This is a genomic window from Prevotella sp. khp1 (assembly GCF_900102205.1).
GTDB lineage: Bacteria > Bacteroidota > Bacteroidia > Bacteroidales > Bacteroidaceae > Prevotella > Prevotella ruminicola.
This window is the reverse complement of record NZ_FNJZ01000001.1, coordinates 1,218,177-1,235,518: the sequence shown is the minus strand read 5'-3', so window position 1 is coordinate 1,235,518 and position 17,342 is coordinate 1,218,177. Positions and strand designations below refer to the sequence as shown.

Sequence of the window (17,342 nt, the reverse complement as noted above, 5' to 3'; positions counted from 1 at the left end):
TAATTATGAAACACGATAAATCTTTCATGCTTAAATTACGTAATTTTGGCATTGCAGTAGCAGCCATATTGCTGGCTTGCGCCTGCGACGATTTCCTGGATACCGAGAACCTTACGATGAAGGATACCTCGAACTTCCCTGTTAACGAGACCGATGCCGTGCAGATGGTAAATGGTATCTACTCTGTTATGAACCGCAACCTGGCCGACCCCGAGGAAGATCCCTTCTTTGTGTTCGATATCGCTGGCGACGACCGCCTGGGTGGTGGTAGTCAGAGTAACATCGGTGCTCAGGGTGTAGATCGCCTCATGAATGCCTATGTGGATTGGATGAAACCCATGTGGAAGCAGCGTTATGCTGGTATCAACCGTGCCAACAACGCGCTCGAAACCATCGACAATGTTACTGAGTGGAGCTCGCCCGATAAGAAAAAGCAGTTGCTTTGCGAAATCTACTTCCTGCGTGCATTCTATTATTTCAACCTCGCTCAGGTGTTTAATGGTGTGCCCCTGGTTCTCAGCACCGATCCGCAGAACCTGCCACGCGCCACGGCCGACGAGGTGTATGCCCAGATTGGTAGCGACCTCAAGGCTGCTATCGAGATTGGTCCTTCAACCAAGTATCCCGCCTTTGGCGAGGGTCGTGCCTCAAAATGGGCTGCCGAGGGTTTGATGGCCCGTGTATGGCTGTTCTATACAGGTTTCTATAACAAGAGCGAGCTGCCTTTGGCCGAGGGTGGTAGCATCTCAAAGGCTCAGGTAGCCTCATGGCTCGAGGATTGTATTCAGAACTCTGGCTTTGGCCTGGTTAGCGATCAGCGCAACCTGTGGCCTTACACCAACCCCTATACCGCCAAGGATTATCCTTATGCCCTCGACAACGGTTTGAATTGGGTGACCGACGAGAATATGGAGAACATGTTTGCCGTTAAGATGAGTAACAAGGCTGGTTGGAGTGCCGACTCGCAGTTGCGCCACAACCGTATTGTTGAGTTCTACGGCCTGCGCAAGACCACTGTTGATGCCTTCCCATTCTCAGTTCAGGGTTATTCTAACGGTCCTGTATGCGAAAAACTGTGGACCGATTGGGCTGCCGATCCCGACTATCAGGGCGACTATCGCCGTGTAGGTTCTATCTGCGATCGTGCCGTCGAGATTCCTAAGTACAAGGGCGATCCCGCCAAGGAGGTAGAGAACACCAACCTGCTGGCTAAGAAGTACATAGGTTGCGAGGCCTATAGCGAGGATCATAGCAGCCGCTACCTTAGCTATGCCTACTACTATGGCTCTGAGAACAACCGCCAGTCGGGTCTTACTCAGTCGCTGGTATGGCTGCGCTTTGCCGATGTGCTGCTCATGCACTCCGAGCTTACCGATGGTAAGGCTGTGCTCAATGGCAAGAGCGGACTGAATGCCGTTCGCCAGCGTGCCGGTTTGAACGATATCAACTACAGTCTGGCTGCCCTTAAAAAGGAGCGCCGCTACGAGTTGTGTTTCGAGGCCCTGCGCTGGAACGACCTGCGCCGTTGGGGCGATGTGGCCGAGAAGGTTAAGAATCAGGTAGGCAACAAGATTACCAACCAGGGTATTCCTGGCGAGTATGCCTTTACCAACGATTTTATGCAGCGTTATAACGAAACGGGTGGTGGATTCTTCAAGATTCCTGAGGATCAGGTAACCCTGTCGGAGGGTGTGCTCGAGCAGAACCCCGGCTGGGGCGATGGCACCAACTGGGCCAAGGGCGACCTGCCGTATAAGTTTAAGTAAAATAAAAACCCCGCCAATCGGCGGGGATTTTTATTATTTGTTCTTAAGAAGATCTCTGATCTCAGCCAGCAGCTCTTCCTGGGTGGGACCCTTTGGAGCCTCGGGCTCTGGAGCAGGCTCTTCCTTCTTGCGGTTCAGTTTGTTAATACCCTTCAGCATCAGGAAGATACAGAATGCCACGATCACAAAATCTACCACGTTCTGTATAAACGTACCATACTTCAGCACAGCTGCACCCTCGCCTTCGCCAATCTGGAAAGCCAGGCTGGTAAAATCTACATTGCCAGTAACCATACCTACAACAGGCATCAGTACATCGTCAACCAGCGAGCTTACAATCTTACCAAAGGCACCGCCAATGATAACACCCACTGCCATGTCCATCACATTGCCCTTAACGGCAAACTCCTTGAATTCTTTAATAAATCCCATAAGCTTTAAATGTTTAATGTTTAATGTTTAATATATTAATGTGTGAATTGTAATCTGTATTTTGCAATCATTGGTTTTTTGCCGCCGATTTTTATACTTTTTACTTTTCAGTTTTCACTTTTCACTTTATTTTTAAGTGATTTATGCTGCAAATATAGGAATAATTTTGTAACTTTGCATCCGAAAATAAAAAAAAGTTCGTTTTTCGAGCTAAAAAAGTTAGTAATAATAGGTATAACCCATTTAAATAATTAAGAAAATGACAAAAGTAGCAATTAACGGTTTTGGCCGTATTGGTCGTCTCGCATTCCGTCAGATGTTCGAGGCTGAAGGTTATGAAGTAGTAGCAATCAACGACTTGACAAGTCCTAAGATGCTCGCTCACCTGCTGAAGTACGATACCGCTCAGGGTGGTTTCTGTGGCAAGATTGGTGAGAACAAGCACACTGTAGAGGCTGGTGAGGATTACATCGTTGTTGATGGTCAGAAGATCACTATCTATGCTATTCCTAACGCTGCTGAGCTCCCTTGGGGTAAGCTGGATGTAGACGTTGTTCTGGAGTGCACAGGTTTCTACACATCTAAGGAGAAGGCTTCTGCTCACCTCACTGCTGGTGCTAAGAAGGTTGTTATCTCTGCTCCTGCTGGTAACGATCTGCCTACTATCGTTTACAATGTAAACCACAAGACTCTGACTCCTGCTGACACTGTTATCAGCGCTGCTTCTTGTACAACAAACTGCCTGGCTCCTATGACAAAGGCTCTGAACGACCTCGCTCCAATCCAGAGCGGTATCATGACAACTGTTCACGCTTACACAGGTGACCAGATGATTCTCGACGGTCCTCAGCGCAAGGGTGATGTTCAGCGTGCTCGTGCTGGTGCTCAGAACATCGTTCCTAACTCAACTGGTGCTGCTAAGGCTATCGGTCTCGTAATTCCTGAGCTCAACGGTAAGCTCATCGGTGCTGCTCAGCGCGTTCCAACTCCAACTGGTTCTACAACTATCCTGCACGCTGTTGTTAAGGGTGATGTAACTGTTGAGAGCATCAACGCTGCCATGAAGGCTGCTGCTAACGAGAGCTTCGGTTACACTGAGGAGAAGCTCGTTTCTAGCGACATCATCGGTATGAAGTTCGGTTCACTCTTCGACGCTAACCAGACAATGGTAAGCAAGATGGAGGACGGCAACTCACTCGTACAGGTTGTTTCTTGGTACGACAACGAGAACTCTTACACTTCTCAGATGGTTCGTACTATCAAGTACCTCGCTGAGCTCAAATAAGATCAAATCTTAGTTTGACATATTTTAAGCCACTCGATTTTGTCGGGTGGCTTTTTTTGTGTACCTTTGCCATCGTAAAATAACGTATTATTACAGTAAACCTAACGTAAAAATGAAAAAGTTACTATTATCAGCTATGCTGTTCGCAGCAAGTACCGGGCTGGTTAATGCCCAGACAGTTCAGAAACAGATTGTAGAAGAGGGAGGTACAGGCCCCTTTAAGTCTGAGGTGGTAGGCGATGCCTCCTGCCCAGGCTTCACCGTTTATCGCCCGCAGAACCTGCAGCAGGTGGTGGCCCAGAAAGGCGCCCTGCCCGTTATCGTTTATGCCAACGGCGCCTGCTTTAATAATAATGTAGAGATGCGCCTGCTGCTCAGCGAGGTAGCCTCGTATGGCTACGTGGCTGCTGCTATCGGTCCTTACGACGAGGCCGATGTCATGGCTCAGTGGCGTGGTGTGCTCAAATCAGCCTATCCTGCCACCAAAGGCAAGGTAGTGATGGCCAATGGCGAGGAGATTAAGCCTCTTACCGCTGAGGAGATTAAGGCCCAGCAGGAAGAGCAGGCCAAGATGATGGCCCAGGCCACCAAGAAGGCTAAGAAAGCCGCTAAGCAGCCCGCTGCTCCTCAGTTCAGTACCTATCCTAAGATGCTGCTCGAGGTGCTCGATTGGCTCACCGAGCAGAATGCCGCCGCTGGTTCCGAGTATTACCACTGTCTCGATCTGCAGCGTGTTGCTGCCATGGGTCAGTCGTGTGGTGGCGCTCAGGTGCTTGCCATCGCCTACGATCCCCGTATCCGCACCTGCGTGATGCTCAACACCGGTATTGGCGATATGGAGATGATGGGTGCCACCAAGGAGTGCCTTAAGAATCTGCACACCCCTATGTTCTATATGATTGGTGGTCCAGCCGATATCGCCTATGCCAACGCCCAGAAGGATTACGAGCGTATTGCCGACGATATCCCCGTAGTGATGCTCAACTCTAAGGATGGCCACAGTGGTACCTATTACGAGGCCCACGGTGGCAACTATGCCAAGGCCGTTGTAAAATGGCTCGACTGGCAGCTCAAAGGCCAGGTAGGCCAGTCGGCCCTCTTCCTCGACGATGAGTACCTCAAGCTCAAATTCCCCGAGTGGCAAGGCGTCCGTAAGAACTTTAAATAAAAATAATGGCTGCACCGGCAACGATGCAGCCATCTTTTTTTTGATTTATATAAACTAAGGTTTTACTATTAGAAGTTGTAGTAAACACCGAAGCTGAGGTTAGAACCATCGAGGTCGAAACCAAAGGTGTTAGCAGCCTTGGCGCCATCTACATCCTCCTTCTCGCTCTGCCAGCCCAGGAAACCAGCGTGAGCTACAAAGCTGAGCTTATCGTTGAGGTTAACTGCAATACCTGGCTTGATGCCCAGACCAAAGGTGTTTACCTTGTTACCTACAGCGGGATCCTCGTGGATATAATCTAAACCACCATCCAGGAAGAGGTTTACCTTATCAAACTTAGCAAAGGTGTAACGGGCGTAAGGATTAATCTGGAATACCTTGTCCTTGGCTGATACAGTGAGATTGCCAGCTTTTACCTTCTGCTCGTTCTCGGCATATCCGAAAGCTACACCAATGGCCCAGCTATCGTTGATGTTGTAACCAATCTCAGGCATGAGCTTAAGGCTAGTGTTGGTGTTGCCATCCTGAGATGTAGAAGCCAGACCAAGACCACCACCTACGTAAACCTGCGCATTCATTGTTGCAGCTACACACACTGCTGCGAGTGTCATAAAAATCTTTTTCATTTTCTTTTCTTTTTAATAATTAAACATATACATTTGGTCTCCCAAAAGTACCGCCTGTTTTGATTCTAAATGCACTGCAAAGGTAAGGCGAAAACTTTAAACCAAGCAAAAGTTTCGTAGAAAATGGCGGATTAGGCCTATATTGTTGACCAGAATCACAAAAAACGGCCTATTTAAAAAATATAGTAAAAATCCTTTGTGGATAGGGAAAACCCTACGGAAATCACAAACTCGGCCTTCTTCAGGAACTCACGACTCGAGATGTTTACTCGCTTGCTCTCCAGCAGCATCTACACCAGACAGCTACGGAACTTCTCCAGCACACCAAATACTACATCCTGCGTATAAACACTACCGTGCTCACAGATGTGCTTTGCCAGCTTGCGGGTGTTCAGGGTTTCAATACTCTTACTGTGGGCGAACCACTTGCCAAATACCTGCGACTTGTTGTTCTTGTTCTGTCACAACTCATAAAAAATCTTTGCCATACTCTAATACTTTTTAATTTTAATGGTTAATACTCTTGTTACTTAATCTCTTAGTGTGTCTCAATCCACGTGTGCACTTGTTTCTTTTTGACGATGCAAAGGTACAAATAAAAATGTTACCCTCCAAACGTTTTTTGGACCTTGTTTTTTTATTGTAAATTAATATTACTTCACAAATAATGTATCTATCAGCAATCCTCGAGATACAGCCAAGCTATCTAAGAGAAAGTTCGGCAGGATTTACAGAAAACTCGTAAACTATCCACCAGATTCTGCCGTACTACATAAAATGCCCTGCTGGCGGGTTGGAATGGTACATTAGTTCATTAGTTCATTTTGTAAAATTTAGTAGCGCATCCGTGGACTCTTATTGCTTTATATAATTTATATATATTATAATATATATAAATTTAATATATAATATAGAATATATATAGTCTCCACCTCCCGTTACCCTCTCTCGCCCTCCTGCTTGTGTCTCTTAGAATTGGAAATGAACTAATGAACTAATGTACCATTGAGTGTCATTTGAGTGCGGACTTGATGGCGTCGAGGATTTCGGCGCGCTTTTGCTCTGATGTGCCGTGAACGGCGTAACGTACGATGCCCTGCTTGTCGACTACGATGGTGAGTGGAAATCCTAATGAACCAATCCATGGCATCATGGTCTTGTCTTCAACAAGATGGATCCAGCTGAACTGACGGTTGTCGGTGATTCGTTTGGTGGTGGCAGCATCGTGGAATGTTGCTGAAAAATACAACACTTCGGGTAGCTGCTGCTTCCATTCTGAAAGAATCGGCATCTCAGCAAGGCATGGTCTACAGCCGGAATACCATAGATTAAATACGGCTACACGACCACGGATGCTATCGGAGTTCCAGGTGTTGCCATCGATGTCTTTATCAGAGAAAGTTGGGAACTTATCGCCTGCATGGGGATAGTAGAACGAACCATCGGACTTGATGGCTGACTGCGTGCTTGCTTTCAGCTGGGCAGAAAGACTCATGTAGTGCTGAACGATGGCATCGCGCTCTTTATCCTGTGCCGAGGCGGTGATGGATAATGTTAATGCTGTTAGGAGAATGATAGCTTTCATTTTTATTAGTTTAATGTATGATTTATTCTTTCGGAAGCGGCTTGGATTTGCGGTAGCCCATGCCGGTGACGTGACAGATGAGTTTGCCCTCCTGATTGGTGACGCTAACCTGAACAGAGGGAATCTTATGGTGATCGGCTACGAAGGTAGCTTCGGCCCTGAGATGGTCGCCCTCGATGGCACTGGCCACAAACATGATGTTGTTGGAGATGCCGAAGGTTAACTCGCCGTGCTGGTTCATCAAGGCGGCGATGGCAAGGTCGGCTAAAGTGAACAAAGCACCACCCTGGCAAACATGTCCGCCATTCAGGTGCATGGAGGTTACGGTCATCTCTGCTACAGCATGCTGATCGTCTACCTCTACAATCCTACAACCTGCGTTGGCTGCAAAATGGTCGGTCTGGTTCAGTAATTCTTTAATATCCATGATTGTACTGTTTTTGCGTGCAAAGATACATAAAAATATGTTTTATTAAAGCCAATTAACATAGTTTAAAGGAAGAAACGTTAAATATTAGTGTCGAAAGGTGCTACTTTCGGCACTATTTTTTAAATTTGCACCTTGTAATGAAAGCGAAATTGACAATCGTACTTTTGCTGCTTGGGGTAATACAGGTATTGGCCCGTCCGCAGTTACACGACCTGGACATACGGGTGGTGCTTGACAGGAATGGCGATGCCCTGATTACCGAAACACGACAGATGACCATCGACAGCGAGGGTACAGAGTGCTATATTGGCTTGGCTAACATGGGGCCAAGCATTGTAAAGAACCTGACAGTGACCGACGAAACGGGCGCCCGATATGTATATACGGATTGGGACGTGAACCAGACGCGCAGTTGGAAACAGTACAAATGCGGTATTGTTACCACCAAGCGCGGCTTTGAGCTGTGCTGGGGCCTGGGTGCCGAGGGCGAGCGTACGTACACCACCACCTATGTGATGACTGGACTGGTGCGCGGCTATCCCGATGCGTGTGCCATCCGCCATGTGTTCCTGGATACCGCTGTATCGCCAAAACCTGAGCATGCCCGCGTGGCCATTACCACTGCCGACAGTACGATGATAATCAATGAGGACTCGTGCGGCGTGTGGGGCTTTAAGTTTGAGGGCGAGATATGGATGCAGGATGGCTTTGTGATGGCCGAGACCACCAAGCCCATGAGCGACGAGGCTGGATTGTACCTGATGGTGAAATTCCCCAAGAGCATGTTTGAGCCTACCGTATGGGAGAACGATACCTTTGAGAACAAGAAGGAAGAGGCCTTTGTGGGTAGCGACTACGTGTACGATGAGGACGACGAGGATGATATGAGTCCCTTTGAGTGGGTGCTGTTCATCCTGTTTTACGGCGGAGCAGCCCTGTTGGTTATTGGTGGCGCCGTGTGGCAGATGTACCGTGTATGGCGGGCCAAGCGCCAACTGAACAAGGGGCTGACGTGGTATCGTGATGTGCCCCTGAACGGCAATCTGCAGGAGGCTAACAAGATACTGAATGCCTATAAATATTTTAACAGCGATTATAATAACCTGATGTCGGCTTGTATCCTGAAATTGATCAGCATGGGCGTTATCACCATTGAGACAAAACCTAACTCGAAGGGTAAGATGGAACCCAACTTTGTGATGCACGACTACAAGGATATTGACAAGCAGCCTGTGCTGATGCGCCAGCTGTACAAGATGTTTAAGGATGCGGCAGGCAGCGACAGAATACTGGAGCCATGGGAGCTGAAATCGTATATGAAGAGCAGAACCCATCAGAGTGCTATCGACCAGTTTATCACTACCTTGCACGCCAAGAAGGATCTGTCGAAGTATCCTCCATACGATAAGGGTGTGAACGAGGTGTTTGGATTGCGAAAATTCCTGAAAGAATTTACGCTGCTGGATGAGCGCGAACTGAAGGAAGTAAAGCTGTGGAAGGATTATATGATATATGCCACGCTGTTTGGTATAGCCGATAAGGTGATTAAGGAAATGAAGCAGGTGAACCCTGCCTACTTTGATATGGACCGTGTGGCCAGTACCATGGCCGACAACATGACGCTGCCACTGATTTACAGTACCCTGCAGCGTAGTACATCGAGTGCCGTGGCTGCCAAGGCAGCACGCGAACACCGTGCAAGCGGTGGTGGCGGACACTCGTCGTGGGGCGGCGGCGGAGGCGGCTTCTCGGGCGGCGGCGGAGGAGGCGGCGTACGTTAATCATTGAACATTGAACATTGAACATTCTTGGACAAGCCAAGCGGAACATTAATAATAAGGAACGTATAACGAAATGAAACTGAAAGTGAATCGTACAACCATCGAGTTGTTTGAAGGCGCAGAGATACGCCACGCATTGATTTCTTATCTGACCAGACGGCGGATGAGCTTAAAGTTTTTGGAACAGTTGGAAGTAACTGACGTGTGGGGACATGAGATTGACCTTGATGCGCCCGCGAGTGCATTTACACAAATCAGACTGAAGTTTAAAGATTAAACATTAAACATGAAACATTAAACATTATGTTTAAAAAGAAATATGTATTGGCATCGATGATGCTGCTGGCAGGACTGTGTGTTCAGGCCGGCGAAAAGAAAGAGCTACACATACTGAGTGCTAACGATATGCATGCGGCTATAGAGTGCATGCCACGAGTGGGTTTTGTGGCAGACTCGCTGCGTGCCTTGTATCCCAACTTGCTGGTGCTGAGTGCCGGCGATAACCGTTCGGGCGAACCCCTGAACGATATGTACGAGATACCAGCCTATCCGATGGTGGCACTGATGAATATCATTGGTTTTAATGCTACCACACTGGGTAACCACGAGTTCGACTCCGGACAGGAGGGTTTGGCTAAGCTGGTTAGCATGTCGGCTTTCCCCACGCTGTGTGCCAATGTGCAGCCCGATGCCAAGTGGAACATGCACGTAAAGCCTTACCAGGTGTTTGATTGCGGCGGTATTAAGGTGGGTATCGTAGGTGCTGTGGCACTGGGTGCGATGGGTATCCCCGAGAGTCACCCTAAAAATACGGTTGATATCAAGTTTACCGACCCTCTGGAGACATTGCAGCAGTACCAGTTTCTGCGCAAGGAGTGCGATGTGGTGCTGTTCCTCTCGCACCTGGGCTTTGAGAGCGATGTAAAGGTGTCGAAGGATCTGCCTTGGGTGGATATCATCGTAGGTGGACACAGTCACACCCAGCTGAAGGGTGGTGAGATGCACAATGGCCTGTTTATCACCCAGAACAAGAACCGACTGGCTTGTGTTACCCATACCACACTGACACTTGAGGATGGTAAGGTGGTGGATCGCCAGGCCGAAAACATCGCCATTCGCGGTGGTAAGAACGAGAATAAGGTGGTAAGAGCCTTGGTGGATTATTTCTCGCAGAACCCTGCCTTCTATCGTGTGCTGGCACAGGTGGACACACCATTTGAGTGCTACGAGGAGTTGGGTAACATGATGTGCGATGCCTACGTACAGGAGGGTCATGCCGACCTGAGTTTCCAGAATCCGGGTGGTGTGCGCTACGAGACAAAGCCTGTGGGTGGCTTTACCGTGGCCGATGCTCTGCGACTGGACCCATTCCAGAACGAGGCTATCGAACTGCAGCTGACAGGTAAGGAGCTGATTGACATGATGAAGAAGTGCTACGACAACGATAACCAGGGATTCCCCTATGTAGGTGGCATGAAGGTGGATTACACCGTTGACCCTGCTACCAAGGCCCTGACAAAGGTGGTGCTGTATGGTGAGGACGGTAAGAAGCTGAACCTGAAAAAGACCTACAAGGTGATTACCAACAGCTATACGGTGGCCATCAGCACTACTAACCGTAAGGACCCAGGTAAGGGTATCGGTAAGATTACAGCCCAGCTGGTGATGGACTATCTGGAGCACCAGGGCCACGTGAGCTATCAGGGCAGTAGGAGAATTTTTAGACATTAAACATTAAACATTAAAGATTAAACATTAAAGATTAAACATTAAACATTATAAAAAACCAATAACCTATTATTTATTATTATGGCTTATCAAGAAGTAAGAACAACGGGATATGGAACCCGCGTAGGAAATTCGTTTAAGGCTATAGGCGGCGGCATTGTGCTGTTCTGCTTGGGTACTGCATTACTTTGGTGGAACGAAGGACGTGCAGTGAAGACCGAAAAGATGCTGGAAGAGGCAGGGAGCGCCTATGTAGAGATGCCTAACCCCGCCAAGAAGGATGCCCAGCTGGAGGGCGAACTGATTTGTGGTACGGCACTGGCCACCACGCAGGATTCGCTGATTGACAAGGATTTTGGCGTAGGTGCCACAGCCATTGCCATGCGACGCACCGTGGAGTACTACCAGTGGGTAGAGCATGCTAAGGAAAAGAGCGAAGACAAGTTGGGTGGCAAAGAGGTAACTACTACCACCTATACCTATACCAAAGAGTGGGTGAGCCGCCCCGTTGAGAGTGCTGAGTTTAAGGATTCCGCTTACCAGAAAAAGAACATGGTGCTGACAACTGTTGAGAATGACCAGCAGTATGCCGAGAACGTAGAGTGGGGTGCCTATAAGCTGAACGAGAGTCTGATTCACGCCATTTCTTCGCGTGAGGCACTCGACCTGGCCATTGCCGAGGATCTGCTGAAGCAGCTGGATAAGAACACCCAGACCGCTTACGAGCGATTCTACGGTGCCCCAAAGAATAACAATCAGCCTGCACCTGAGGCCCAGCAACCAGCTGCCATCCCCGATTCGATCAAGGCCCTGCTGCCTGATTCGGTAAAGGCTCAGTTGGACTCGATACAGGCTGTGAACGACTCGATTAACAAAGCCATGGAGGCTGCTCTGAATAAGAAGGATCTGGCGTATGTACACCAGGCTGGCAACGTGCTGTACTTTGGACGTGTGCCTGGAAGTCCTGAGGTGGGTGATGTGCGTGTAACCTTCGAGAAAGTGGTGCCTGCCAAGGTAACGGTGATGGCCGTGGTAGATGGCGACACCTTTAAGCCCTTTAAGGCCAAGAACGGCAAGCGATTCCAGACGCTGGTGATGGGTAAGAAGAGTGGCGACGAGATTATTGAGGCCGAGCAAGAGGGTAACAACTTTATTAAGTGGGCCCTGCGCATTGTGGGTATCCTGATGGTGATTGGCGGATTGAAGGGCATCTTCGGATTCCTGGAGACTATCCTGAAGGTGGTACCATTCATCGCTGGCATTTTCGGCTGGGGTGTTGGATTGGTATGCACCATCCTGGGTGTAGTGTGGAGCCTGATAGTGATTGCCCTGGCATGGCTGTTCTACCGTCCGCTGTTGGGCATTACCTTGCTGGTTATCGCAGGTTTCCTGGTATGGGTATTCGCCTTTAAGGGTAAGGACAAGTTAAAGGAATTGGCCGCTAAGGCTGCAACCAAGTAATATATGGATTTTAAAGAGTTTGCCAATAAGTTCCTGAAAGGGTGTGGCTGTGTTAGCATCATCTGTTTCGTAGTGGTAGCCCTCATCTGCATTTTCGTGCCCGATGAGGAAGAGGAGAACAAGGATGAGAACCAGACAGCCCAGACGGAACAGGTAGAGAAACGTGACAGCGTGATCGTGAACGAACCCCTGGAGGGCGACCCCTATCAGGAGCTTGACGAGCTGATAGGCTTGGGAAGTGTGAAGGACGAGGTGCGATCGCTGGCCAACTTTGTGAAGCTGCAAAAGCAGCGCGAGGCAAAGGGACTGAAAACGGCTAAGGTGAGCTACCATCTGGTGTTCTACGGATCGCCTGGTACGGGTAAAACCACCGTGGCACGTATCGTGGGTCGTATCTACAAGGACCTGGGTGTGCTGAAGCGTGGACATACCGTTGAGACCGACCGTGCTGGCCTGTGTGCCCAGTACGTGGGACAGACAGGACCCAAGACCGACAGCGTGATTATGAAGGCGCTGGATGGTGTGCTGTTTATCGACGAGGCCTACTCGCTGGTACCTGAACAGGGCAACGGTAACGACTACGGACAGGAGGCTATATCTACCATCCTGAAGCGTATGGAGGACTATCGCGACAGATTGGTGGTGATCGTGGCTGGTTACAAGAACGAGATGCAGCGTTTTATCGACTCGAACCCTGGATTGCAGTCGCGCTTTAATCGCTACATCGACTTCCCCGACTACACGGGTGGCGAGCTGGCTCAGATATTCAAGATGTACATGAAGAAGAACCAGTACACCCTCTCGGCCGATGCTGAGCAGTATCTGAAGGAACGCTTTGAGTATGCTGTGGCCCATAAGGACCGCAACTTTGGTAATGCCCGTTATGCTCGCAACGTGTTTGAGAAGAGCATACAGGCCCAGGCCAACCGTTTGGGCGGTATGAGCAACCTGAACAAGGAACAGCTGACGGAGTTGACAGCCGATGATCTGAAGGCCGGCTTCGCTTCTAAATCGAATATATAATAATGTGCTAATGAATAGAATGATAACGATATTGGGACCAACCGCCTCGGGTAAAACACCCGTGGCGGCCCACCTGGCTGCTAAGATTGGGGGTGAGATTATCTCGGCCGATTCGCGCCAGGTATATCGTCGCATGGATATCGGAACGGGTAAGGACCTCGATGATTATACATTAAACATGAAGGATGAAACATTCTTGGACAAGCCAAGCGGCAAAGCCGAGCGAAACATTCCTTTCCATCTGATAGACATATGCGAACCAGGTACCAAATACAATTTGTTTCAATACCAACAGGACTTTTACGATGCCTACCAGGACATACAGGGTAGGGGTAAAACACCCGTGCTGTGTGGTGGCACGGGCCTTTATATCGAGGCTGTGCTGAAGGGCTACAAACTATCGCCTGTGCCCCAGAACCAGGCGCTGCGCGACAGTCTGGAGGGCAAAACACTACCTGAGCTTACACAGATGCTGCAGGAGCTGAAGGCCAGAACGGGCTCGAACATGCATAACAAAACAGATGTGGATTCGTGTCAGCGTGCCATCCGTGCCATCGAGATTGAGACGTATAATCTCGAGAACCCAGTGCCCCGTAGAGAGCTGCCACCTGTGGATTCGCTCATCATCGGTATCGATATCGACAGAGAGTTGCGCCGTGAAAAGATTACCCGCCGATTGAAGGCCCGTTTGGAAAATGGAATGGTCGACGAAGTGCGCCGTTTGCTCGACGAAGGCATTGCGCCCGAGGATTTGATTTACTACGGATTGGAGTATAAATTCTTGACAGAATATGTTATAGGACAGCTCACATACGATGAGATGTTCAGCAAGCTCGAGATAGCCATTCATCAGTTTGCCAAGCGACAGATGACGTGGTTCCGCGGCATGGAGCGTCGTGGCTTTACCATCCACTGGATTGATGCCACCCTCCCGATGCCCGATAAGGTGGCAAAAATCATAGAGTTATATGGTTAATGGTCAATGTTCAATGTTCAATGTTCAATAAATAATCATGGCAGTAGAAACTACAAGATGGGCTATACTTTATTGCCCCAAAACAGGTATCTTTAACTCGCATAAGCGTTGGGAGAAGATACAGAAGGTGCTGGACGAGCGTCAGGTGCAGTACGACTTTGTACAGAGCGAGACAGCCGACAGCGTGGAACGATTAGTGAAAATGATGATACAGAACGGCTACAAAACCATTGTAATCGTGGGTGGCGACTCGGCCCTGAACGATGCCGTGAACTGTCTGATGATGGAAGAGAAATCCGTACGCGACGAGATTGCTTTGGGCGTGATACCCAATGGCGTGCTGAACGACTTTGCCAAGTTCTGGGATTTCGACGATGATAAGATAGAGCAAACCATCGATTGGCTGATCAAGCGTCGTGTGCGCAAGATCGACCTGGGCTGCATTCGCTATATCAACAAGAAAGGCGACAAATGTCACCGTTATTTCTTGAATTGTATTAACATCGGACTTACTGCCGACATCATGAATCTGCGTCGGCAGACGCGCCGTTTGTTCGGATCGCAAACCTTATCGTTCCTGGTAAGTTTGTTTGTGATGCTGTTCCACCGCATGGAGTACAAGATGAAGCTGAAGATTAACAGCGAGGTGATAGAGCGCAAGGTGATGACGGTGTGCATAGGATCGGGTCCTGGCTACGGTCAAACACCTAATGCAGTGCCCTATAACGGTATGCTGGATGTGAGCGTGGTTTACCACCCCGAGGTGGTGCAGCTGATTGAGGGTTTGTGGCTGTTGGTGGCAGGCCGATTCCTGAACCATCGTAGCGTACACCCCTACCGCACCAAGGAGATTGAGGTGGAGTACGCCAAGAAAGCCATCGTGGGCATTGATGGGCGCATGATGAAAACGCCTGTGGGTTCGTACAGGATCACGGTTGAACAAGAAGTTGTAAATTTCTTGATACCAGAATAAGAATAAGGGTGCGCAACGATTGTGCACCTTTTTTCTTTAACCGCAAATAAATGTTAAATATCATTTTGATTTCTTTGAACTCTGCATAAAAATGCCTACCTTTGGAAAATCAAACTTGAATATTCACTAATAAATACCTTTAGACAGGAACTATGAGCTACCTACGTTTAGAAAAGGCCGTGATGACTAACCTGCAGGAAAGTCTGGTCCGTGAGTTCCTCCGAACCAATCGTTCGGGCGCCTATAGCAGCTCTACACTGGTAGACTGTAATACGCGAAAGTACCACGGATTGCTGGTAGTGCCCGTGCCTGAGTTGGATGACGAAAACCACGTGTTGCTTTCGTCGCTCGACTGCACGGTTATCCAGCATGGCGCCGAGTTTAACCTCGGCCTGCACAAGTATCAGGGCAACAATTTTAGTCCTAACGGACACAAGTACATCCGAGAATTCGACGCCACTACCGTTCCTACTACTACTTATCGCGTTGGTGGTGTGATCTTAAAGAAAGAGGTGATCTTCCAACACTACGAGGATCGTATCTTAATTCGTTACACTTTGGTGGATGCACACTCAGCTACTACACTACGTTTCCGCCCATTCCTGGCTTTCCGCAGCGTGCGACAGTTTACACACGAGAACGCTACTGCCAGCAGAGAGTACAGCGAAGTTGAAAATGGAATTAAGACCTGTATGTATGCCGGCTATCCCGACTTGTACATGCAGTTCTCGAAGAAAAATGAGTTTATCTTCCAGCCCGACTGGTATCGTGGCGTGGAGTATCCCAAGGAGCAGGAACGTGGCTATGCTTCGAACGAGGACCTCTACGTGCCTGGCTATTTCGAGATGCCTATCAAGAAGGGCGAGAGCATCATCTTCTCGGGTTCTACATCGGCCATCAAGCCATCGGCCATGAAGAAACTGTTTGACGATGAAGTGGCCGACCGCGTGCCACGCGACAACTTCTACCACTGCTTGGTAACAGCTGCACACCAGTTTCATCGCAAGGAGAAAAATCACGACCGCTATCTGCTGGCTGGCTATCCCTGGTTTAAGTGCCGTGCACGCGATACATTCATCGCCCTACCTGGATTGACACTCGCTATTGGCGAGGTGGACTATTTTGAAAAGGTGATGATGACGGCCGAGCGCGACCTGCGAGCCTTTATGGAGGAGAAACCACTGAGTGGTAAGATATACGAGATGGAGCAACCCGATGTGCCCCTGTGGGCGGTATGGGCCATGCAGCAGTACGCCAAGGAGGTGGGTCGCGACAAGTGCTTCGAGATGTATGGTAAACTGTTGCACCAGATTATCAAGTACATTCTGGACGGTAAGCATCCTAACTTGCGACTGGATGACAACGGCTTGCTCTACTCGAACGGAAAGGATAAGGCTGTAACGTGGATGAACTCTACTGCCAACGGTAAGCCCGTGGTGCCACGTTCAGGCTACATTGTAGAGTTTAACGCCCTGTGGTATAACGCCCTGAAATTCTGCGCCCTGATGGCTAGCGAGAAGGGTGATGTGAAGGGCGCTGAAATGATTGAAAAACTGGCTGCCAAGGTGAAGGATTCGTTCGTAGAAACCTTTGTAAACGAGTACGGCTATCTGCTGGACTATGTGGATGGCACGATGATGGACTGGAGCGTACGTCCGAATATGATTTTCGCTGTAGCCCTCGACTACTCGCCACTGAACCAGCAGCAGATGAAGAGCGTGGTGGATATCTGTACCCGCGAGCTGCTGACACCAAAGGGATTGCGTTCGCTCTCGCCAAAGAGTGGTGGTTATAATCCTATCTATGTGGGTCCGCAGACCCAGCGCGACTATGCTTACCATCAGGGTACCGCATGGCCTTGGCTGGGTGGTTTCTATATGGAGGCCTGTCTGAAGCTGTACAAGCGCTCACGCCTGAGCTTTGTGGAGCGACAGATGGTGGGCTATGAAGACGAAATGGACTATCATGCCATTGGTACCATCTCTGAACTTTTCGACGGTAACCCGCCATTCCATGGTCGTGGTGCCATGTCGTTTGCTATGAACGTGGCCGAGATTCTGCGCACGCTCAAGTTGATGGAAAAGTATTCATATCAAAAGTAAGGAGGA

At 49.1% G+C, this 17,342-nt stretch carries 15 protein-coding genes; 11 read left to right on the top strand and 4 right to left on the bottom strand.

All coding sequences use genetic code 11. From position 1 onward, the window contains the following. The first annotated feature begins 5 nt into the window (after positions 1–5). Positions 6–1,766 (top strand): RagB/SusD family nutrient uptake outer membrane protein, encoded by a 1,761-nt coding sequence (locus BLR73_RS05155; RefSeq protein ID WP_176763617.1) that lies wholly within the window; start codon positions 6–8, stop codon positions 1,764–1,766. 33 nt (positions 1,767–1,799) lie between these two features. Here the strand turns inward: BLR73_RS05155 and mscL are convergent, their stop codons facing one another. After that, entirely contained in the window at positions 1,800–2,198 is a 399-nt protein-coding gene (gene mscL, locus BLR73_RS05150; protein WP_013063381.1) for a large-conductance mechanosensitive channel protein MscL, read from the bottom strand. A 259-nt stretch (positions 2,199–2,457) separates the two neighbouring features. Here mscL and gap point away from each other — a divergent pair, with 259 nt between their 5' ends. Together gap and BLR73_RS05140 are read left to right on the top strand one after the other, a co-directional pair. Further along, entirely contained in the window at positions 2,458–3,483 is a 1,026-nt protein-coding gene (gene gap / locus BLR73_RS05145) for a type I glyceraldehyde-3-phosphate dehydrogenase (protein WP_013063865.1), read from the top strand. Positions 3,484–3,595: 112 nt separating this feature from the next. Beyond that, a complete protein-coding gene (locus BLR73_RS05140; RefSeq protein ID WP_091859646.1) occupies positions 3,596–4,651 on the top strand; it encodes an alpha/beta hydrolase in 1,056 nt (351 codons plus the stop codon). A 68-nt stretch (positions 4,652–4,719) separates the two neighbouring features. Here BLR73_RS05140 and BLR73_RS05135 read toward each other — a convergent pair whose 3' ends face one another. The 3 genes from BLR73_RS05135 to BLR73_RS05120 all read right to left on the bottom strand — a co-directional run bounded on the left by BLR73_RS05135 (position 4,720) and on the right by BLR73_RS05120 (position 7,289). After that, positions 4,720–5,277 (bottom strand): outer membrane beta-barrel protein, encoded by a 558-nt coding sequence (locus tag BLR73_RS05135; RefSeq protein WP_091859643.1) that lies wholly within the window; start codon positions 5,275–5,277, stop codon positions 4,720–4,722. Between the two features lie 1,012 nt (positions 5,278–6,289). Then, positions 6,290–6,862: a TlpA family protein disulfide reductase gene (locus BLR73_RS05125; protein ID WP_091859640.1), complete on the bottom strand. Its 573-nt coding sequence runs from the start codon at positions 6,860–6,862 to the stop codon at positions 6,290–6,292. Between the two features lie 22 nt (positions 6,863–6,884). Further along, positions 6,885–7,289 (bottom strand): PaaI family thioesterase, encoded by a 405-nt coding sequence (locus tag BLR73_RS05120; RefSeq protein ID WP_176763616.1) that lies wholly within the window; start codon positions 7,287–7,289, stop codon positions 6,885–6,887. 140 nt (positions 7,290–7,429) lie between these two features. On the opposite strand from BLR73_RS05120, the gene BLR73_RS05115 reads away from it, so the two are divergent. The 8 genes from BLR73_RS05115 (at position 7,430) to BLR73_RS05080 (ending at position 17,336) form a co-directional block, all read left to right on the top strand. Further along, positions 7,430–9,073 (top strand): DUF2207 family protein, encoded by a 1,644-nt coding sequence (locus BLR73_RS05115; RefSeq protein WP_091859635.1) that lies wholly within the window; start codon positions 7,430–7,432, stop codon positions 9,071–9,073. Between the two features lie 73 nt (positions 9,074–9,146). Continuing rightward, a complete protein-coding gene (locus tag BLR73_RS05110; RefSeq protein WP_033149785.1) occupies positions 9,147–9,350 on the top strand; it encodes a hypothetical protein in 204 nt (67 codons plus the stop codon). 26 nt (positions 9,351–9,376) lie between these two features. Further along, on the top strand, positions 9,377–10,804 hold the full coding sequence (locus BLR73_RS05105) for a bifunctional metallophosphatase/5'-nucleotidase (protein ID WP_091859632.1): 1,428 nt from the start codon (positions 9,377–9,379) through the stop codon (positions 10,802–10,804). A 78-nt stretch (positions 10,805–10,882) separates the two neighbouring features. Continuing rightward, positions 10,883–12,262, top strand: a complete 1,380-nt coding sequence (locus BLR73_RS05100) for a TMEM43 family protein (protein WP_091859629.1) — start codon at positions 10,883–10,885, stop codon at positions 12,260–12,262. Positions 12,263–12,265: 3 nt separating this feature from the next. Further along, positions 12,266–13,285 carry an AAA family ATPase gene (locus tag BLR73_RS05095; RefSeq protein WP_013064924.1) on the top strand — a complete coding sequence of 340 codons (1,020 nt, stop codon included), beginning with the start codon at positions 12,266–12,268 and terminating at the stop codon, positions 13,283–13,285. A gap of 19 nt (positions 13,286–13,304) precedes the next feature. Next, positions 13,305–14,261, top strand: coding sequence for a tRNA (adenosine(37)-N6)-dimethylallyltransferase MiaA (miaA, locus tag BLR73_RS05090; RefSeq protein ID WP_091859626.1), 957 nt, complete (start codon positions 13,305–13,307; stop codon positions 14,259–14,261). 37 nt (positions 14,262–14,298) lie between these two features. Then, positions 14,299–15,234 carry a diacylglycerol/lipid kinase family protein gene (locus BLR73_RS05085; RefSeq protein WP_073043885.1) on the top strand — a complete coding sequence of 312 codons (936 nt, stop codon included), beginning with the start codon at positions 14,299–14,301 and terminating at the stop codon, positions 15,232–15,234. Between the two features lie 152 nt (positions 15,235–15,386). Next, positions 15,387–17,336 (top strand): glycogen debranching enzyme N-terminal domain-containing protein, encoded by a 1,950-nt coding sequence (locus BLR73_RS05080; protein ID WP_091859623.1) that lies wholly within the window; start codon positions 15,387–15,389, stop codon positions 17,334–17,336. Positions 17,337–17,342: the final 6 nt, after the last annotated feature.